The 18,719-nt window shown below is 63.3% G+C and carries 18 protein-coding genes; 3 read left to right on the forward strand and 15 right to left on the reverse strand.

All coding sequences use genetic code 11. The features are described from left to right. Positions 1-35: 35 nt before the first annotated feature. The 6 genes from FHR70_RS06550 to FHR70_RS06575 form a co-directional block, all read right to left on the reverse strand. Complete coding sequence (locus FHR70_RS06550; protein ID WP_246407807.1) at positions 36-1,160, reverse strand: branched-chain amino acid ABC transporter permease; 1,125 nt, start codon at positions 1,158-1,160, stop codon at positions 36-38. Then, complete coding sequence (locus tag FHR70_RS06555) at positions 1,157-2,179, reverse strand: branched-chain amino acid ABC transporter permease (protein ID WP_183448232.1); 1,023 nt, start codon at positions 2,177-2,179, stop codon at positions 1,157-1,159. The genes FHR70_RS06550 and FHR70_RS06555 overlap by 4 nt, the downstream gene beginning before the upstream one ends. Continuing rightward, positions 2,176-2,901: an ATP-binding cassette domain-containing protein gene (locus tag FHR70_RS06560; RefSeq protein ID WP_183448234.1), complete on the reverse strand. Its 726-nt coding sequence runs from the start codon at positions 2,899-2,901 to the stop codon at positions 2,176-2,178. Before FHR70_RS06560 ends, FHR70_RS06555 begins: the two co-directional genes overlap by 4 nt. Beyond that, the gene (locus tag FHR70_RS06565; RefSeq protein WP_183448236.1) at positions 2,894-3,673 is read right to left on the reverse strand and encodes an ATP-binding cassette domain-containing protein; all 780 of its coding nucleotides are present in this window, start codon (positions 3,671-3,673) and stop codon (positions 2,894-2,896) included. Before FHR70_RS06565 ends, FHR70_RS06560 begins: the two co-directional genes overlap by 8 nt. 8 nt (positions 3,674-3,681) lie before the next feature. After that, positions 3,682-4,872, reverse strand: a complete 1,191-nt coding sequence (locus tag FHR70_RS06570; RefSeq protein WP_183448238.1) for a substrate-binding domain-containing protein — start codon at positions 4,870-4,872, stop codon at positions 3,682-3,684. Positions 4,873-4,980: 108 nt separating this feature from the next. Next, positions 4,981-5,916, reverse strand: a complete 936-nt coding sequence (locus FHR70_RS06575; RefSeq protein WP_183448239.1) for a DMT family transporter — start codon at positions 5,914-5,916, stop codon at positions 4,981-4,983. Between the two features lie 80 nt (positions 5,917-5,996). On the opposite strand from FHR70_RS06575, the gene FHR70_RS06580 reads away from it, so the two are divergent. Continuing rightward, positions 5,997-6,452 carry a PaaI family thioesterase gene (locus tag FHR70_RS06580; protein WP_183448241.1) on the forward strand — a complete coding sequence of 152 codons (456 nt, stop codon included), beginning with the start codon at positions 5,997-5,999 and terminating at the stop codon, positions 6,450-6,452. Here FHR70_RS06580 and FHR70_RS06585 read toward each other — a convergent pair. Further along, on the reverse strand, positions 6,449-7,363 hold the full coding sequence (locus FHR70_RS06585) for an SMP-30/gluconolactonase/LRE family protein (protein WP_183448243.1): 915 nt from the start codon (positions 7,361-7,363) through the stop codon (positions 6,449-6,451). The genes FHR70_RS06580 and FHR70_RS06585 overlap by 4 nt on opposite strands. 18 nt (positions 7,364-7,381) lie before the next feature. Beyond that, positions 7,382-8,218 carry a universal stress protein gene (locus tag FHR70_RS06590; RefSeq protein ID WP_183448245.1) on the reverse strand — a complete coding sequence of 279 codons (837 nt, stop codon included), beginning with the start codon at positions 8,216-8,218 and terminating at the stop codon, positions 7,382-7,384. A 140-nt stretch (positions 8,219-8,358) separates the two neighbouring features. Between FHR70_RS06590 and FHR70_RS06595 the strand changes: the two genes are divergently transcribed. Further along, the gene (locus tag FHR70_RS06595; RefSeq protein ID WP_183448247.1) at positions 8,359-9,411 is read left to right on the forward strand and encodes a YdcF family protein; all 1,053 of its coding nucleotides are present in this window, start codon (positions 8,359-8,361) and stop codon (positions 9,409-9,411) included. A gap of 9 nt (positions 9,412-9,420) precedes the next feature. Here the strand turns inward: FHR70_RS06595 and FHR70_RS06600 are convergent, their stop codons facing one another. Next, complete coding sequence (locus tag FHR70_RS06600) at positions 9,421-10,245, reverse strand: polyphosphate kinase 2 family protein (protein WP_183448249.1); 825 nt, start codon at positions 10,243-10,245, stop codon at positions 9,421-9,423. A gap of 136 nt (positions 10,246-10,381) precedes the next feature. On the opposite strand from FHR70_RS06600, the gene FHR70_RS06605 reads away from it, so the two are divergent. After that, complete coding sequence (locus tag FHR70_RS06605; protein WP_183448250.1) at positions 10,382-11,017, forward strand: glutathione S-transferase family protein; 636 nt, start codon at positions 10,382-10,384, stop codon at positions 11,015-11,017. Positions 11,018-11,020: 3 nt separating this feature from the next. Here FHR70_RS06605 and ligD read toward each other — a convergent pair whose 3' ends face one another. From ligD to FHR70_RS06635, 6 genes are all read right to left on the reverse strand, one after another. After that, on the reverse strand, positions 11,021-12,604 hold the full coding sequence (gene ligD / locus FHR70_RS06610) for a non-homologous end-joining DNA ligase (RefSeq protein ID WP_183448252.1): 1,584 nt from the start codon (positions 12,602-12,604) through the stop codon (positions 11,021-11,023). A gap of 98 nt (positions 12,605-12,702) precedes the next feature. Beyond that, entirely contained in the window at positions 12,703-14,337 is a 1,635-nt protein-coding gene (locus FHR70_RS06615; RefSeq protein WP_183448255.1) for an ABC transporter ATP-binding protein, read from the reverse strand. 1 nt (position 14,338) lies between these two features. Next, positions 14,339-15,481: an ABC transporter permease subunit gene (locus FHR70_RS06620; protein WP_183448257.1), complete on the reverse strand. Its 1,143-nt coding sequence runs from the start codon at positions 15,479-15,481 to the stop codon at positions 14,339-14,341. An 8-nt stretch (positions 15,482-15,489) separates the two neighbouring features. After that, complete coding sequence (gene oppB, locus FHR70_RS06625; RefSeq protein WP_183448259.1) at positions 15,490-16,410, reverse strand: oligopeptide ABC transporter permease OppB; 921 nt, start codon at positions 16,408-16,410, stop codon at positions 15,490-15,492. An 85-nt stretch (positions 16,411-16,495) separates the two neighbouring features. After that, positions 16,496-18,082: a peptide ABC transporter substrate-binding protein gene (locus FHR70_RS06630; protein WP_183448261.1), complete on the reverse strand. Its 1,587-nt coding sequence runs from the start codon at positions 18,080-18,082 to the stop codon at positions 16,496-16,498. 169 nt (positions 18,083-18,251) lie between these two features. Next, complete coding sequence (locus tag FHR70_RS06635) at positions 18,252-18,686, reverse strand: heme-binding protein (protein ID WP_183448263.1); 435 nt, start codon at positions 18,684-18,686, stop codon at positions 18,252-18,254. Positions 18,687-18,719 lie beyond the last annotated feature (33 nt).

Consider the following 18,719-nt stretch of genomic DNA (forward strand, 5'->3'; position numbering starts at 1 on the left):
AAGAGGAAACGTTCGAACCCGGCTAAGTTTCCCGTCTAACCCTTCGGGTTGGCTTGTCTCAGGCGACCGACGATGCCGCCTGGGAAGGCGTAGACGCTAATGATGAAGAGGGCGCCGAGCCACAGCAGCCAACGGTCCGGATGGATCAGGTTGGGCAGGAGCGGGATGCCGGCGAGAGCAGCGCTCCCGGCCCCCATCAGCACCTGTAGATAGCTTTGGGCCAGCACGAACAAGGCCGCGCCGATGACGGCGCCGTACATGGTGCCCATGCCGCCGATCACGACCATGAGCAGGATGTCGATCATGATCGAGAAGGACAGGGTGGTGTCCGGTCCGTTGTAGCGCAGCCACAGCGCCATGAGTGCGCCCGCAACCGTCGCCGCCAGAGCCGAGATGACGGAGGCGGCCGTGCGGTAGGCAACGACCCGGTAGCCCAAGGCTTCCGCCCGGAACTCGTTCTCCCGGATCGCCTGCAGCACGCGGCCGAAGGGCGAGTTCACGATGCGCAGGAGCAGGAGGAAGACAATAAGCGAGACGACGAAGACCAAATAATAGGCGAGCAGGCGCCCGTTGATCATGGTGCCGAAGACCGGCTCCGAGAAGAGCCGGAAGGCCGGGCGGAGCGCCGGTGGCAGCTGGAACGACAGGCCATCCTCGCCGCCGGTGATATCGGACAGCTGTGAGGCCAGAACGGCTGCCGCGGAGGCAACCGCCAGGGTGATCATCGAGAAGAAGATGGCGCGCACCCGAAGTGACAGCAGACCGATGGCAATTGCCAATACGGCTGACAGCGCGAGGGCCGATGCCAGCCCGATGGCGACCGAACTCCAGGTGGGGCTGATGCGCTCCAGCGCGATGGCGATGCCGTAGCCGCCGATGCCGAAGAACATGGTGTGGGCGAAAGAGACGATGCCGGAATAGCCGAGCAGTAGGTCGTAGCTCGCCACCAGCACGATGAACACGCAGATCTTTGCCGCCGTGCCCACGGGCTGGCTGCCCGAAAACAGGAACGGAGTTGCGGCCAGAAGCACGACGATGGCGAGCAGGATGAAGCTGAGTGCCCGCGAGCGGGGCAGGTCGGACGACAGCAGCCCGGTCAGGAGCCCGCCGCTCCGGCGGGTCTCGTCGAAAGCAAGGGGGAGGGCGGGAGACGTGCTCATCGGCGTGCCACCGGAAACAGGCCCTGGGGACGCCAGATCAGGACGAGGGCCATGACGAGGATGTTGGAGATCAGCGCCAGCTTCGGCTCGATGAAGCCGACGTAATTGGCCACGAGCGCTACGAGGATGGAGCCCACGAAGCAGCCGCCTACGGAGCCGAGGCCGCCGATGATGATGACGATGAACACCAGCACCATCACCTCCATGCCCATGCCGGCGGTGAGCGTCTGGCGGTAGAACGCCCACATGACGCCCCCGAGGCCGGCGAGTGCCGACCCGGCGATGAAGACGCTGACGAAGAGGCGGCGGATGCGGTAGCCGAGCGCCTCGACCATCTCGGGGTTCTCGACGCCGGCGCGGATGAGCAGGCCGATCCGGGTGCGGTTGAGCAGCAGCTGCATGCCGATGAAGACGATAAGTCCAATGGCTACCGCGACGACCCGGTAGCGCTCCATCACGATGTCGCCGAGCACGAAGGCGCCGCGAAGCGACTGCGGCAGCGGGATCGGGATCGGGGAGGCGCCCCAGAGGGCGTGGATGAGCTGTTCGGTGACGATCAGGCCGCCCATGGTCACCAGGATCTGCTTCAGGTGGCTGCCATAGACCGGGCGCACAATCACACGCTCGAAGACGGCCCCGGCAAGAGCCGTGACTCCCATGGCGACCAGAATGCACAGCCCCAGGAGCGCCAGGTTCAGCCCGATGGAATCCGCCGTCGCCCAGCCGGCCAGGGGACCCAGAACCAGGAGGGTCGCATAGGCGCCGAGCGAGATGAAGACGCCGTGGCCGAAATTAATGATGTCCATGAGGCCGAACACCAGGGTGAGCCCCGAGGCCATCAGGAAGATCATCATGCCCATGGCGAGCCCTGCGACCGTGAGGGTCACCCAGGTCGAAGGACTGCCGACGAAGGGCAGCGCCAGGACGGCCAGAGCCGGAACGAGCAGGAGCGGCAGCCAGTCGGTCTTGGCGCGGGGGAGTTCGGCCGGGGCCGAGGATTGGGCAGCCATGTCACTCATTGGTGAGCATCCAGAGAGAGGCCGAGCAGGCGCTGCTGCAGGTCTTTGTCCGCCACGAGATCGCTCATGGCGCCGGAATGCACGATGCGCCCGTCATCCATCACGACCACGTTGTCGCCGAGCGCCGAGGCGGCATAGAAGTTCTGCTCCACCAGCAGGATCGTCTCGCCCGAAGCCTTCAAGGCCTTGAAGGCTTCGATCATGCTGCGCACCATGACGGGCGCCAGCCCCTTGGTTGGCTCGTCGATGAGCAGCAGGCGGCGGGGTTCCGCAATGGCGCGGGCGATGGCGAGCATCTGCTTCTGTCCGCCCGAGAGATTGCCGGCAGGCAGGTTCCAGAAGCGCTTGAGGGCGGGAAACAGGCCGAGAATCCAATCGAGGCGGTTCTTGTCCACGGGGCCGCTGCGAGCCGCGAGCACGATGTTCTCGCGCACCGTCAGATCCGTGAAGATGCCCATGGCTTCCGGCACATAGGCGATTCCCGCGCGGGCGATGTCAGGCGTCGCCCGGGTGGTGATGTCGCTGCCGTCGAAGCGGATCCGGCCGGACGAGGCCTGCCACAGGCCCATGATGGTCCGGAGCGTCGTGGTCTTGCCGGCGCCATTGCGGCCGAGCAGCATGGTCAGCTCACCGGCCGGCACGGCGAAATCCACGCCGTGAAGAATGTGATAGGGGCCGATATGCGTGTGTACGCCTGACAAATGGAGGAGAGGCTCAGTCACGGGCGACCTCCACGCCGAGATAGGCTTCCTGCACCACCGGCGAGGCGATGACCTCGGCGGGATCGCCGTCGGCCACGAGGGCACCGTTGTGCAGGACGATGATGCGGTCGGAGAGCGAGCGCACCACGTCCATCTTGTGCTCGACGAGGAGCACGGTCGCGTCCCCGCGCTGCCTGATGTCGTTGATGAGTTCGAGCACGGTGGGCACTTCGTCGACGCTCATGCCGGCGGTCGGCTCGTCGAACATGAAGACCTTGGGCTCCATGGCAATGAGAAGGGCAACCTCGAGCTTGCGCTGGTCGCCATGCGACAGCGCTTTCGGCGCGATGTGGCGCTTGTCGGCCAGTCGCACACGCTCCAGCACGGCCTCTGCCTGCTCGATCAGGTCGCGGCGGGTGTTCCACACCTTGAGGAGCGACCAGCCTGCGTCCGCGCGGCTCTGCACCGCCAAGCGCACGTTCTCCAGGGCGGTGAGCTGCGGAAAGAGATTGGTCAGCTGGAAGGCGCGTCCGAGCCCGCGTTTGGTGCGGGCCGACGGAGCAAGGCCCGTGATGTCCTCGCCGCCGACGATCACCTGACCCGATGTGGCGCGCAGCTGGCCGGAGATCAGGTTGAAATATGTGGTCTTGCCGGCGCCATTCGGGCCGACGATGGCTGTGAGCGTGCCGGGGGTGAAGCGGCAGGACACGTCATTGACGGCCACATGGCCGCCGAAACGAATGGTAAGCCCGCGCGTTTCAAGCGCGGGCGTCGTTGTCGTTGATGCGGTCACTGGTCTGATTAGCGTTTATTGCGAACCGGGATCGGCATCTTGTCGGCCGGGATGGTGGCGACGAGATCCAGCAGGTCGTTCGCGTCCTTGCCGTTTGCCTTGACCTTGAAGTGATACATCTCCTGCAGGGCCTGGTGATCTTCCTTACGGAAGGTCATGGTGCCCTTCGGCGTCTCGAAGGACATGCCTTCCATGGCTGCGATGAGCTTCTCGGTGTCGGTGCCGCCGGCCTTTTGGATGGCCGTAACGGCCGCAGAGGCCGCGGCGAAGCCACCAGCGGTAAAGAAGTCAGGCGGCGCGTTGAAGCGCTTCTGGTGCTCGGCGACGAGCCAGTCGTTCATCGCGTTCTTGGGGAACGCATAGTAGTAGTACACGGCGCCTTCCATGCCGGGGTAATTCTTGTAGATCTGCATGGCCGGCAGGATGTTGCCGCCGGGCGCGATCTCGATGCCGAAGCGCTCAGGCTTCAGGTCGGCGATCTTGGGCAGCGGATGCTGGCCCGCCCAGATGATGTTGATGATCTTCTTGCCCGGCTTGTCCTTCAACGCGTCGAAGATGCGCTGGGCGGAGGCGGTGAAGTCGGTGGCGTTCTGCGGCGCATATTCCTCGAACACGACCTTTGCGTTCGGACGGATCTCGGCGAGCGCGTTCTTCAGGGCTGCAACGCCGTCCTTGCCGAAGGCATAATCCTGCGCGAGGGTTGCAATCGACACCTCGCCGCTGGCCGGTACGGCCGCCGCCGCGCCATAGGCATCCTGGGTCGAGTTACGGGCGGTGCGGAAGATGAAGCGGTTCCACTTCTCGCCGGTGATCGCGTCGGCCACGGCCGGCTCCACGATCAGGACCTTGCCGTTCTCCTCGGCGACGGGAAGCATGGCGAGCGCCGCGGCAGACGAGGTGGTGCCTACGGCCAGATCGACATTGTCGTCGTTGTAGGCCTGTTCCAGCAGCGTCTTGGCGAGGTCGGCCTTGAGCTGGTCGTCCTTCACGATCACGTTGATCTTGCGGCCGTTGATGGCCATCGTGCCCTTGGTCAGGTACTCGAGGCCCATCATGAAGCCGGCTTCGGTCTGCTTGGCATAAGCCTCGAGCGGACCGGTCTTGCCGGCGATCAGCGCGATCTTGATATCTTGAGCGAAAGCTGAAGATGCAAAGAGAATTCCTGCCGTGGCGGCAGCGATTTTAAGTCCCAGGCGCATCGGTCTCCCCGTTCTGTTATTGCGCCATTGATGACTTTGCAGTGCAGCATGTCAAGGACGAGTCTCGGATCATCCTTAGTCAGAAAGGATGATCCGACAGACCGAAACTCAAGCCTCCGGCAGTACCGGCGTCTCGATGTCCTTCGCCTCGCGCCCGCGCCGGGCAGCCTCGCGCTCGAGCAGCAGAAGGGCCAGGCCGGCACCGCAGATCACGGCAGCTCCCACGAGCGTCCAGAAGCCCACGACGTCGCCGAAGAACAGGTAGCCCAGAACGATCGCCCAGACGATGAGGGTGTACTGGTAGGGGGCAACTACGGATGCCGGAGCGATCTTCAGGGACCTGTTCACACAGACATGCGCCGCCATGGACACGATGCCGAGGAGGAAGAGGCCGGCGAGATCGAGCGGGTCGGGGGTGACCCATGCGAACGGCGCTGCCACGAGCCCGAAGATCAGGGCGCCGAGAATCTGCCCGAGCACGAGGGTGGCGTCGTGGGTTTCCCGCAGCTTGCGGGTCGTGATCATGAGAAGCGAGTAGAACAGGCTTCCTGCTAGCGCGATGAGAGCCGGAAGGGACAGGGTGGCGCTCGACGGGCGCAGGGCAATCAGAACGCCGACGAAGCCGCAGGCGATGGCGAGCATGCGCGGCTTGTCGATCTTCTCCCCGAGCCAGAACGCCGCGAACGCCGCCACATAGATCGGCCCAGCCAGGTAATAGGTCATCACGTCCGCAAGCGGGAGGTAGGTGACGGCCCAGTAGAAGCAGGCGACCTCCAGGGTCGAAAGGGTGATGCGCACCGCATGCAGCCCCGGCTGCGGGGGGATCTCGAACGGAACCTTCTGCCTACGCATGAGGGGCAGGAGAACCATGAGCGCCGCGATGCTGCGCAGGAGCAGGACCTGACCGACGGAATAGGTGGCGACGAGCCATTTTCCCATGACGTCGTTCATGGCGAACATGAAGACGCCGAGCAGCATCAGGCCGATGCCGACGAGGACGCCTGACCGAACCTTGTGAGCCGGGGAGGAAGCGAAATGAGACATAGGGAGGATCAATGCGAGAAAACCGGCTTGATTCCTAGCCCAATGAGGGTTGATTGAGGTTGGACCCCTGGAGATATCCCATGAACGATCCGGCACCAAAGGATCCCGACTTCGATGCGCGTGTACGGGAGAGCTTTGCGCGCCAGGGATTGATGGAGACTTTGGGCGCATCCCTGGTCCGCGTGGCCCCCGGTAGGGTGGAGATTGCGCTGGCCACTTCGTCGGCCGTCTCGCAGCAGCATGGCTTCGTCCATGCGGGAGCGCTGGCGAGCATCGCCGATTCCGCCGCCGGCTATGCCGCCTTGACTCTAATGCCGCCCGGTGCCGGTGTTCTCACCGCAGAGTTCAAGATCAACCTGATGGCGCCGGGCGTTGGCGAGCGCATGGTCGCACGGGGCAGGGTGATCAAGGCCGGGAGGACGCTGACCCTCGCGCAAGCCGACGTGTTCGCCATTCACGAAGGTCGCGAGAAACAGATCGCTCTTTTGACCGCCACCCTGATGGCCGTGGAAGGACGTGAGGGCGTGAGCAGCTAGAACGTCTTGGTCCCGTTCACCGGGAGCATGATCGCATAAAGCGACGTCGTGGCGCAGATGTAGAGGCGGTTGCGCTTCGGGCCGCCGAAGACAACGTTGGCGACGGCTTCCGGAACCAGGATCTTGCCGATCAAGGTGCCGTCGCTGTCGTAGCAGTGAACCCCGTCGCCGGCGCTCGTCCAGATCCGCCCGTCCTCGTCCAGCCTGAAGCCGTCGAACAGACCCTCGGTGCAGGTGGCGAAGACATTGCCGCCCGAGAGGCTTCCTCGGTCGTCCACATCGAAGACCCGGATATGGCGCGGGCCGTCCTTCACATGCGTGGCGCCGGTGTCAGCCACATAGAGCCGCCGCTCGTCGGGCGAGAAGGCGATCCCGTTCGGGCGCACGAAATCATCGGCAACGATGCGGGTATCGCCCGTGTGCGGATCGACACGATAGACATGGCAGGCGCCGATCTCGCTTTCCGCTTTGTGCCCCTCGTAATCGGAATCGATCCCGTAGGCCGGATCCGTGAACCACATCGACCCGTCGGACTTCACCGCCACATCGTTGGGGCTGTTGAAGCGCTTGCCCTGATAATGGCTCGCCAGCACCGTGATCGAGCCGTCATGCTCGGTGCGGGTCACACGCCGGTTTCCGTGCTCGCAGGTCACGAGGCGGCCCTGCCGGTCGACGGTGTTTCCGTTGGAATAGCCCGATGAATGGCGAAAGACGCTCACAGTGCCCGACGTCTCGTCGAAGCGCATCATCCGGTCGTTGGGCACGTCGCTCCAGATCAGGTAGCGGCCGGCCGCAAAATAGGCCGGCCCCTCCGCCCATCGGCATCCCTCCGCCAGCTTTTCCAGGCGGGCCGATCCGATGTGCAGGCGTTGGAAGCGATCGTCGAGAACGACGGCGACATCCCGGAACATGCTGAGTGACATTTCCGGTCAGTGGGCCATCAGGACGGGCATGGACGTGTTGCCCAGGATGTGGCTGGTGGCGCCGCCGAAGAACATCTGCCGCAAGCGGCTCTGGGTGTAGGCCCCCTTCACCAGCAGGTCGCAGCCAAGAGCGGCGGCCTCCTTCAGGATCGTTTCTCCGGGCCGGTTGGACGGATCGGCCGCCGTGATCGCTTCCGCCGGAAGGTCGTGCATCCGGAGATGGCGGGCGAGTTCCGAGCCGGAGGGGCCGGGAACGCCCCAATCGTCGAGTTCAAGAACGACGATCCGCTTGGCCTTCCGGAGCAACGGTATCGAGCCCAGCACGGCGCGGGCGGTCTCGGTGCTTCGGTTCCACGCGATGACGGCGGTCTCGCCGAGGCTTCGGGCCGGGGTGGGCGGCGCGATCAGGACCGGGCGTCCGGTTTCGAACAGGGCAGCTTCGACCGTGGACAGCCGGGTCTGTCCGTTCGATCCGTCGGGTCGCCCGACGACGATCAGATCGAAAACCCGCCCATAGGCTCCCAGGAAGGCATCCTCCATCAACCCATCCTGCCTCCAGCCGGAGCTCAGGCCCGCCGTCCCGGCAGCGGCGCGAGAGATCTGCTTGGTGGTCATGAAGGCCTCGAAGCGCTCGCGGCAGGCGCGGGCCATCTCGATGCGGTTCTCAGGCGTGATGGGGGAGGGAACGCCGATGGCGATGTCCACCGGCAGGACCACCGGGTAATCCGGCGTGATGGCAATCCCCTCGATATAGCTGTCGAACAGCTGGGCGAGCTGCAGCGCAGCTTCCAGCTGGGGCTCGATGACGCCGTGGTCTTCGATCGGGACAAGGATGCTTTTCATAAGAATTATTGTCGCGCTTAAACCCTCTCTCGGCAAGACCATCCGAAAGTTCACCCTCTTCCTGTGGACGGGATCGGGTTTGACATCCGGTTGTCGTCGGCTCCAGCTTGAATGTCCCGGCAAATCAAGGAGCCTCCATCATGCGTAAGATCGCAGTACTTGGCGCAGTCACGTTCCTCAGCCTGTCCGCATCCTTTGCAGCGAGCGCCTTCGAGCCCGGCAATACGAGCCGGATCAAGACCCTGGTGGATACGGGGATGCAGTATTACTGGTCCGGCGGCGACGTGAAGAAGGCGGAGGCCGAGGTTTTCAAGGGCATCACCCTGCACGGCCGCTACGATGTGGTGGAGAAGGCGTTCGCCGAGGCTTCCTCCCTCGCGCCCGAGCGGCTTGACTTCCGCTTTGCAGTCGCCTCGTCCCAGATCCTGCAGAAGAACCTTGCGGGCGCCCGCGCCACCTACGAGGACATCCTCGGCAAAAGTCCTGCATCCTTCGACGCTCAGGCCTGGCTCGCCGCCCTGGCTCGAATCGAGAGCAACACCGACGAAGTGTCCTTGAGGGAGCAGGCCCTCGCCGGTCTCGACCAGGCGCGGGCGGAGGCCTACCGCCAGCGCTTCGCCCGGGCCGAAGCTATCATGGCCGAGCGACCCAACACCGAGGTGCCGACACTGCCGGGGCGGGTGATGATCGTCACCCTCGGCTATGCGCTGGCGAAGGACGGCACAGCGGAGAAGCCGCTCCTCGACCGCCTGGATGTCGCCCTGAAAGCCGCACAGGCCAATCCGACCGCCCGGATCATGGTCACCGGCGGTCAGCCTCAGGCGGGCGTCACCGAGGGCGACGTCATGATGAAGTGGCTGGTGGAAAAGGGCATCGATCGGGACCGCATCCTGATCGAAGACAAGTCGAAGGACACGGTCGGCAACGTGCTCAATGTCGCCAATCTTCTGAAGCGCCATACGGCCGACGCGGTCATTCTCGTGACCAGTTCCAGCCATATGCGCCGTGCCCGTACGCTGCTCGAGGACGCTTTCCGGCAATACGACCTCAGCGCAAAGATCGTCCCTGTGGTGGCGCTCGATGCGCCGTCAGTCGAAGAGGCCGCCAAAGTCTCGAAGGATGAGCGCATGGTCGTGTATCGTGACCTCATGCGCGTCTCAGGTCTCTGGGCCTATCCGGGCATCCAGCAGTAATCCGCCGCCTCATTCGACGTGGAAGTCTCCTGGATTCCAGGAGACTTTCGGATACTGAGGGTTCATCTCCTCGAGGGTCGCCTTGACGATGCTGGCGATGGCGGCGTTGCGGACCCATTTGCGGTCGGCCGGGATGACGTGCCACGGCGCCCACGGGGTCGAGCAGCGATGGAGCATCGTCTCGTAGGCCTCCTGGTACTCGTCCCAGTGCTCCCTGTCCTCCAGATCCCCGGGATTGAACTTCCAGTTCTTGGTGTGGTCGTCGAGGCGGGCCTGCAGGCGCTCCTTCTGCTCGTCCTTCGAGATGTGGAGCATGAACTTGAGGATCGTGGTGCCGTTTTCGACCAGCATCTTTTCGAAGGCATTGATCTGCTCGTAGCGCTGCTCGATCGCCGCATCGGGCGCGAACTTCCGGACCTTACCGATCAGCACGTCCTCGTAATGGGAGCGGTTGAAGATCCCGATGGTGCCGCGCCGGGGGCAGACGGCGTGCACGCGCCAGAGGTAGTCATGCTCCAGCTCGAGTTTCGTCGGCGGCCCGAAGGCATGAACCGAGACGCCCAAGGGACCTGTCGCATTGAAGACGCTGCGGATCGTGCCGTCCTTGCCGGAGGTATCCGTGCCCTGGAGAATCACCAGGAGCGCCCGCGAGCCCTCGGCGTAGAGCCGGTCCTGCAAGGTGTCGATTTCCCTGGCAAGGGCGGCTGTGTTCTCTTTCGTCTGCTCCTCGTCACCGAAGAGCGACTTGTCGCGCGGGTCACGGTCCCGGAGACGCGCCTTCTCGCCGGGATCGACCCGCAGCTTCTCCATCAAGGTCTTGGCCAGATCCGTCATCGTCATCTCCCGTTCTCTCCAGGACGATAGGGCATGACGGTATGAAAGGAAGATTGGGATCGTCCGCCGGGTGCTCTTTACGACCCCCGTGGCGCCATCTACCAAGAGGACACCAACGACAATTCAGGGGCTCACGATGCTCGCTCTCTACTACTATCCCGGCAATGCCAGCCTTTTGCCGCATATGATGCTGCGCGAGATCGGAGCCGAGTTCGAGCTGCGTCTGGTGGACCGCGGGCAGAATGTCCAGAAAAGCGCCGAGTATCTGAGGCTCAATCCCAATGGCCGCATCCCGGTTCTCGTCGACGGCGATCTCGTGCTGTTCGAAACGGCGGCCGTTGCCCTGCATCTGGCCGACAAGTTCCCGCAGGCCGGTCTCGCGCCTGCCGTTGGAACGGCGGAGCGGGCCGAGTTCTATAAGTGGATGGTCCACCTGACGAACACCCCGCAGGCGGAATACCGCGCCTGGTTCTACCCGCACGAGCATGTGAGCGACGAGGCTGCCGCGCCGGCCGTGAAGCAGGCGGCCAATGAGCGCCTCAACCGCATGTTCGACGTCATTTCCGAGCAGCTCGGCGACAGGACATGGCTGCTCGGGGATCGCTTCTCCGCCGCCGATCTCTTCCTGTTCATGCTGATCCGCTGGGGCCGGGGCATGCCGCGTCCGCCGCGCAGCCTGCCGAACCTGAACGCCCTGGCCGAGCGGGTTCTGGCGAGGCCTGCAGTGCAGCAGGCCCTTGAGGCGGAAGGGATCAAGGCTCCGGTCTTCTGAACGCTACTTCCTGCGCGACGTGCGTTTCGACGATTTTTGCTCCGGTAGGACCTGATCGATCTTTCCGATATCGGCCCATGGATCTCTCTTGAGAGCGAGGAGGCGCTTGCCCAGATTCGCGACAGTGAAGCCGTTGGGCCTGAGATCGGATGAAAGCTCCTCCCAGGCAATCGGTGTCGCCACCGGCGCACCGGGTCGCGAGCGGGTGGAGTAGGGCGCGACGGCCGATGCCTCGCGGTTGTTGCGAAGATAGTCGATGAAGATGCGGCCCTCGCGCTCCTGCTTGACGGACGTGGTGGTGTAGCGATCCGGCTCGTCGGCCGCCATGGCCTCCGCGATCCCGCGTGAGAAATCGAGCGCCTCCTTCCAGGGAGCCTTCGGCTTCAGGGGAACGACTACGTGCAGGCCCTTGCCGCCCGTGGTTTTGACGAGCGTTTCCAGACCGAGCGCTTTCAGACGCTTGCGCACCGCGAGCGCGCCCTCGACCACGCGCGGCCAATCTACGCCTTCCCCTGGGTCGAGATCGAAGATGAGTCGGTCAGGACGTTCCAGATCGGCAAGGGTCGCGCCCCAGACATGCATCTCCAGGACGCCCGACTGCACCAGGGCGATCACGCCCTGGATGTCGGTGACCGTCAGAGCCTCCTGCGTGCCGCTGTTGTCCGGAATCGTAACGCGATGGATGAAGTCGCTCATGCCGGCCCAGGAATGCCGCTGGACGAAGCACTTCTTCTCCGCGCCTCCCGGGCAGCGGATGAGGGTCAGCGGGCGGTTGGCCAGATGCGGCAGGAGCCATCCGCCGATGTCGAGATAGAATTCCGCCAGTTCCTGCTTGGTAAGTCCCTGATCTTCCCACAGCACGCGGTCCGGATGGGTGAGGCGCACCCCTGCCACTTCGATATCGCCAGCCTTTGCGGCCTGGGCGCTTGAGGCTCGCTTTGAAGTTTTCGCCGATGCGGCCTTCTTAGGGGCGGATTTCCGTTTGGGAGCGCTCTTGTTGGTGGCGCTCTTGACCGCACGTTGAGGTGCGATCTCCTCGAGCGAGCGCCCGGTTTTCACCGAGAGCGGTGCCTGCTCGAGAATATCCGGGTCATCCTCGGTCCTTGCATGCGCATCATCGGCCTTGAGCAGCAGCCAGGATGGCTGTCGCTCGCGCGGACGCTTCGCCATGCGGACGAGATGCCAGGCGCCTTTGAGCTTCTCGCCATCGAGGCGGAAGGTGAGGCGGCCTTTCTCGTAAGCCTCCTGAGGGTCGCCTTCCGGTTCCCAGGTGCCTCGGTCCCACAGCAGGACGGTGCCGCCGCCATATTGGCCCTCGGGAATGGTCCCTTCGAAACCGCCATATTCCAGAGGATGGTCTTCGACCTCGACCGCCAGACGCTTTTCGCCTTTGACGAGGCTCGGCCCCTTTGCGACCGCCCAGCTCTTCAGCACGCCGTCGAGTTCGAGGCGGAAGTCGTAGTGCAGGCGGGAGGCATCGTGCTTCTGCACGACGAAGGAGGCGCCCTGGCGCCGGGAGGCCTTGCCTGCCGGCTCCGAGGTCTTGGTGAAGTCGCGCTTGGCGCGATAGGCTGCGAGCTTTGCCATGGTGCCAGAGCATGATCCGGTGAGATGGATACCGGTTCACCGCACGATCATGCGGCAAACAAAGATCAAATCCGCACGATGGTCTCCGGTTCCCGCCGTCAGGAGGCGAGGGGCTGGGCTGCCGCTTCGTTCCCGTCGCCCTTGGTAAGGAAGGCCGCCGCGATCAGGTCGCGGGTGTACTCCTCGCGCGGACGGTCGAAGATTTCCTCGGCCGTGCCGCGCTCCACCACCTTGCCGCTCTTCATGACCATGATCTCGTCCGAGAGCGCCCGCACGACGGCGAGGTCGTGGCTGATGAACACATAGGCGAGGCCATGGGCCTTCTGGAGATTGCGGAGGAGCTCGACGATCTCCTTCTGCACCGAACGGTCAAGGGCCGAAGTCGGCTCGTCGAGGACCACGAGCTTGGGATGCAGGATCATGGCGCGGGCAATGGCAATGCGCTGGCGCTGGCCGCCGGAGAACTCGTGCGGGAAGCGGTTGCGCCACGCTGGGTCGAGCTGCACCTCCTCGAAGGCCTGGGCGGCACGCCGGTCACGCTCCTTGCGGGAGATGCTCGGCTCGTGGACGAGAAGACCCTCGGTCACGATCTCGCCCGCCGTCATGCGCGGGGAGAGGGAGCCGAATGGGTCCTGGAACACCAGCTGGAGATGACGTCTGAGGGGGCGCATCCCGCCGCGGTCGAGCGGCATGAGATTGCGGTCTTCGAAGCGGACGAGACCCGAGGCCGGCTGCAGGCGCAGGATGGCACGGCCGAGCGTCGACTTGCCGGAACCAGATTCGCCCACGACACCCACCGTTTCGCCAGCGCGAACCCTCAGGCTCACATCGTCGACGGCGCGAAGCACATGGGTTGCCTTGCCGAAGAAGCTCTTCTCCAGGGTGAACTGAACCGAGACGTTCTGGGCGTCCAGGACCACCGGAGCGCTGGCCGCAACGGGCTCCTTGCGTCCGGTCGGCTCGGCATCGATGAGCATCTGGGTATAGGGATGCTTCGGAGCGGCAAAGATGTCGGCCGTGCGGCCGCTCTCCACAACCTCGCCGCGCTTCATCACATAGGTGCGGTCGGCAAAGCGCCGCACGACGCCGAGATCGTGGGTGATGAACACGATCGACATGCCGAGACGCTTCTGCAGATCGGCCAGCAGGTCGAGAATGCGGGCCTGCACCGTCACGTCGAGAGCCGTCGTTGGTTCGTCGGCGATCAGCACGTCCGGATTGTTGGCGAGAGCCATGGCGATCATCACGCGCTGGCGCTGGCCGCCAGACATCTCGTGCGGATAGGCGTCGATGCGTCGCGCCGGATCCGGAATGCGGACAAGCTCCAGCAGTTCGATGGCGCGCTTTCGCGCGTCCGCCCTGCTCAAGCCGCCATGAGTGGTGAGCGGCAGAGCGATCTGATCTCCGATCCTGTAGAGCGGATCGAGGGAGGTCATCGGCTCCTGAAAGATCATGGTGAGCTTGGAGCCGCGATAATGATTGAGGCGGTCCGGCGAGAGGCCAACCAGCTCCTCGCCGCGGTATTTGACCGAGCCTTCGGCCCAGCCGTTCGAGGCAAGCAGGCCCATGACCGACATCATGGTCTGGCTCTTGCCCGATCCGGACTCGCCGACGATGGCGACGGTCTCGCCCGCATTGACGTCGAGATCGATGCCCTTCACCGCATGCAGGATGCCGTCGCCGGTGCGGAATCGGACATTGAGGTTTCGAACGGAAAGAACGGGTTCGGCCATGTCAGCGATCCTTCGGGTCGAGTGCATCGCGCAAGCCGTCACCGATGAAGTTCAGGCAGAAGAGGATCGCGACAAGCGTGATGGAGGGATAGATCAGCATCCAGGTGGCGCCCTGGATGTTCTTGGCGCCTTCCGAGATCAGGACGCCGAGACTGGTGTTCGGCTCCTGGACGCCAAGGCCGAGGAAGGAGAGGAAGCTTTCGAGGAGGATCACCTTCGGCACGAGAAGCGTCATGTAAACCACGACGGGACCAAGAGTATTGGGGATCACGTGGCGGCGGATGATGCCTTTCGTCTCGACGCCGAGCGCCTCGGCGGCCTGGACGTATTCCTGCCGCTTAATGGAGAGTGTCTGTCCGCGGACGATGCGTGCCATGTCGAGCCATTCGACCGCGCCAACTGCGATGAACATGAGCACGAAATTGCGGCCGAAGAACACGACCAGCATGATCACGAAGAAGATGAAGGGCAGGGAGTAGAGGATGTCGACGATGCGCATCATCACGAGATCGACACGCCCGCCGAGATAGCCGGATGTGGCGCCATAGATAACACCGATGACGATCGCCACGAAGGTGGCGAGCAGCCCGATGGCAAGCGAAACTTGGCCTGCCTTCATGGTACGGGTGAGAAGATCGCGCCCGTTGGTGTCCGTGCCGAACAAGAAGTACTGTCGCTTCAGAGGCACGTCGACGACGAGCCTCTGGCCGTCCTGTTGCTTTTCGACCACCTTGGCCGGACCGAACAGGTCCGAGCGCTCGAAATAGGCGAGCAATCGCTCGTCGATCGGTCGGGCGCTGGAGCTCACGAGCGTCATGTGAACGACGTCGTTGTCGATGGCGATGTTCTCGGCCTTCGCGCGAACGCGAGCGCCGATGCGCTCGATGTTTGGTCCGATCTGATCGGCCTTGGGATAGGCCTCCAGGCTCGCAGGCACCTTCACATAATCCGGGTAGACCCGGTCAAAGGGGTGACCTGTGAGGAGCGGCCCGAAGATGCATGCAAGCGCGATCAACCCCAGCACGATAATGCTGGTGAGAGCCGCCCGGTTGCGGATGAGACGCCCGCGGGCCTCGGCCCAGAGGGAGCGTCCGGTGATGGGACCTGTCATGGTCTCGACAGGAAGAACGGCGCCTTCAGCCATGGGAGATCTCACTCGTAGCGAATGCGCGGATCGATAAGGGCGTAGAGAATATCGACCACGAGGTTGAAGAGCAGAACGAAGACCGCCACCACCACGACCGTGCCCATGACGAGCGTGTAGTCGCGGTTCAGAGCGCCTTCGACGAAGTAGCGCCCGATGCCCGGCAGACCGAAGATGGTTTCCACCACCACCGAGCCGGTGAGCAGGGCAGCCGCCGCCGGACCGAGATAGGACACGACGGGCAGGGCCGCTCCGCGCAGGGCATGGGCCACGACCACCCGCGTCGGCAGACCGAGCGAGCGTAGGGTGCGGATGTGGTTGGACCGCAGATTTTCGATCATGGCGGCGCGGGTCATGCGCGCAACGACCGCGATCTGCGGCAGGGCCAGGACCAGCACGGGCAGGATGAGATTGCGGATATTGCCGTTGGCCCAGCCGGCCACGGGGAGCCACGCAAGGGCCAGACCGAAAACGATTTGGAAGATCGGCGCTACGACGAAATTCGGAATGGTCAGGCCGAGCGCGCCCATGCCGGTCACCAGATAATCGATGGTGCTGTTCTGGCGCAAAGCGGCAATGGAGCCGAGGGTGCCGCCGACGATGATCGCGAAGGAGAGGGCCAAGGCTCCCAGCGTCATGGAAATAGGCAGGCCTTGAGCGAAGAGTTCAGCAACCGAGAAGTCGCGGAGGATGAAGGAGGGGCCGAAATCCCCTCGCATGACCGCGCCCAGATAGAGCCAGTATTGCTCGATCAGCGGCTTATCGAGCTGATAGATCCGGTTGAGGTTCTCCATCACTTTGGCCTCAAGAGGCCGCTCCAGATCGAACGGTCCGCCAGGGGCGAGCCGGATCAGGAAGAACGAGATCGTGATGATGATGAAGAGCGTGGGGATGGCCGACAGGAAGCGGCGAAGGATGAAGGAGAGCACGGAAAGCTCCTCCTGCTGCTACAGCATAACAGTAAAAGAATAGGGCGGTCTGAAGAACAGACCGCCCCTTTGATCAAAATTATTTTTACTGCGTCTTCGACAGGTACCGCGACGGATAGACGCCGCGCGTATTCTGCACGAAGCCCTGAATCTTCGGCGAGATCAGGTTGCTCTTGCCGTAGTACATGATTGGGATCCAGGGCATGTCCTTCATGAGGATCGTCTCGGCCTGCCTCATGATGTCGGCGCGCTTCTTCAGGTCGAGTTCGACGGCGGCCTGATCGAGAAGCTTGTCGAACTGCGGGTTGTTGTATTTGCCCGCGTTGAAGCCCCTGGTGTCGCTCTTGAGGAGGAACAGGAAGTTGCTCGGATCATTGACGTCGGCAATCCACCCATAGCGGGCCACTTCAAAATCACCGCCGTCGCGCAGGTGAGCGAAGTGGGTCTTGCCGTCCGTGTTGATGAACGAGGTCTCGATACCGGCCTGCTTCCACTGCTCGGCGATGGCGATCACCGAGTTGCGGTTGTTGTCCGTGGTGTTGTAGCGGATCTCGACCTTCAGCGGCTTGCCGGGGCCGAAGCCTGCTTCCGTCAGAAGCTTCTTGGCGGCTTCCTCACGATCGATCGGAGACTGGTCCTTGTAGCTCATGTAGGCCGGCTCGCCGTAGTTGCCCACGCCCGGAGGCATGAACGAGTAGCCCGGCTGCATGGTCTGGCCCCAGATCTGCTCGGCGACGAACTCGCGATCGATGAGCATGGAGAGAGCTTGGCGCACCTTCACGTCGTTGAAGGGGGCCTTGGAGGAGTTCACGATGAAGAACCAGGTGCCGAGATACGGACCGAGCTTGACCTGATCCTTGAAGCGCTCCTTCAGCGACTTGATCTGATCGGCCGGAAGCTCGTCCATGCTGTCGAGTTCACCGGCTTCATAGCGGCGCACGCCGGCGGCGAGGTCAGAATGCGGGATGAAGTTGACTGCGTCGAGCTTGACGTTCTTGGCGTCCCAGTAGTTCTCGTTCTTCACGAGCTTGATGTGCGAGTTCGGCGCGAATTCGGCGAGCTTGAAGGCTCCGTTCGACACCATGTTGCCCGGCTTCACGAAGTCCTTGCCGAACTTCTCGACGGACGCCTTATGCACCGGCAGGCTGGTTTGGTGGGTCAGCAGCTCGAGGAAGTAAGGAGTCGGCGCCTCGAGATTGATCTCGAGCGTCTTGGCGTCAACGGCCTTCACGCCCAGTTCCTCGGGCTTTGCCTGGCCCTTGTTGACCTTCTCGGCATTCTTGATGGGGTAGAGGATGTTGGCGTACTTCGCACCCGTCTCTGGATTCATGATACGGCGGTAGGAATAAACGAAGTCCTCGGCCGTGATCGGATCGCCGTTTGACCATTTCAGGCCATTACGCAGCGTAAAGCGATAGGTCTTGCCGTCGTCGCTGACTTCCCATTTCTCGGCTTGGCCGGCAATGGGTTCGGCCTTGGGGCTGTAGGCCACGAGACCTTCGAGGAGATCGCGCAGGATGTGAGATTCCTGGACTGTCGAGGTCTTGTGAGTGTCGAGCGTTTCAGGCTCGCCGGTGTTGCCGCGGTTGTAGGTGACTTGCGCGACCGCGAAGCTCGAGAAGGCTACCGTTGCGGCAGCCGCCAGAGCGGTACGTTTCAACCATGATGACATTGGACGCGTTCCCTTTCTGATTATCTCAGGGTTTTTTAAATGTTTCGGCCAGAGCCGGTAAGGCAGTAACCTTGTCCTATTTGTTGATCAATCAACTGTTTATGTCCAGTACTATCCAAAAAATTAAGGAATTCCTGGAATAACAAAGGGTTGAGCCTGTGGAGACGGCTCAGGCGCCGGTATCGAAGACCAAGCCGACGGCCTCGATCCCAGCGGCGGCGGCGATTTCGTCATTGTCGGATGTGTCGCCGGAAACGCCCACCGATCCCAGGATCCGTCCCTGGCCGTCCTTGATCAGAACCCCGCCCGGAACCGGAACGAGTTGCCCGCCGACCGCATGGGTGGCCGAAGCGATGAAGTAGGGACGGTCGGTCGCCATCTTGTGCAGGGCGCGCGAGCCGATGCCGAGGGCCAGGGCGCCATAAGCCTTGCCCATGGCGATCTCGGCCCGCTTGATGCTGGTGCCGTCTTCCGAGAGGAGGGCCTTGAGCGAGCCGCGGGCGTCATAAACCACCACCGAGAGAGGCTTGAAGGACTTCTCCCGGGCAGTCTTGAGGGCGGTGGTGGCGATTGTTTGAGCCGCTTCCAGGGTGAGTTCGGTCACTGGTTTCTCCATCATAATGTTTGTGGCCGCAGG

This window comes from Microvirga lupini, from assembly GCF_014191055.1.
GTDB lineage: Bacteria > Pseudomonadota > Alphaproteobacteria > Rhizobiales > Beijerinckiaceae > Microvirga > Microvirga lupini_A.

Coding starts and splice junctions, on each gene's coding strand:
- FHR70_RS06585 (WP_183448243.1), bottom strand. CDS start 7,363: ATGTTCCGGGATGTCGCCGTCGTTCTCGACGATCGCTTCCAACGCCTG.
- FHR70_RS06620 (WP_183448257.1), bottom strand. CDS start 15,481: ATGGCTGAAGGCGCCGTTCTTCCTGTCGAGACCATGACAGGTCCCATC.
- FHR70_RS06575 (WP_183448239.1), bottom strand. CDS start 5,916: ATGTCTCATTTCGCTTCCTCCCCGGCTCACAAGGTTCGGTCAGGCGTC.
- FHR70_RS06580 (WP_183448241.1), top strand. CDS start 5,997: ATGAACGATCCGGCACCAAAGGATCCCGACTTCGATGCGCGTGTACGG.
- FHR70_RS06605 (WP_183448250.1), top strand. CDS start 10,382: ATGCTCGCTCTCTACTACTATCCCGGCAATGCCAGCCTTTTGCCGCAT.
- FHR70_RS06555 (WP_183448232.1), bottom strand. CDS start 2,179: ATGAGTGACATGGCTGCCCAATCCTCGGCCCCGGCCGAACTCCCCCGC.
- FHR70_RS06600 (WP_183448249.1), bottom strand. CDS start 10,245: ATGACGGATCTGGCCAAGACCTTGATGGAGAAGCTGCGGGTCGATCCC.
- ligD (WP_183448252.1), bottom strand. CDS start 12,604: ATGGCAAAGCTCGCAGCCTATCGCGCCAAGCGCGACTTCACCAAGACC.
- FHR70_RS06590 (WP_183448245.1), bottom strand. CDS start 8,218: ATGAAAAGCATCCTTGTCCCGATCGAAGACCACGGCGTCATCGAGCCC.
- FHR70_RS06595 (WP_183448247.1), top strand. CDS start 8,359: ATGCGTAAGATCGCAGTACTTGGCGCAGTCACGTTCCTCAGCCTGTCC.
- FHR70_RS06570 (WP_183448238.1), bottom strand. CDS start 4,872: ATGCGCCTGGGACTTAAAATCGCTGCCGCCACGGCAGGAATTCTCTTT.
- FHR70_RS06615 (WP_183448255.1), bottom strand. CDS start 14,337: ATGGCCGAACCCGTTCTTTCCGTTCGAAACCTCAATGTCCGATTCCGC.
- FHR70_RS06550 (WP_246407807.1), bottom strand. CDS start 1,160: ATGAGCACGTCTCCCGCCCTCCCCCTTGCTTTCGACGAGACCCGCCGG.
- FHR70_RS06630 (WP_183448261.1), bottom strand. CDS start 18,082: ATGTCATCATGGTTGAAACGTACCGCTCTGGCGGCTGCCGCAACGGTA.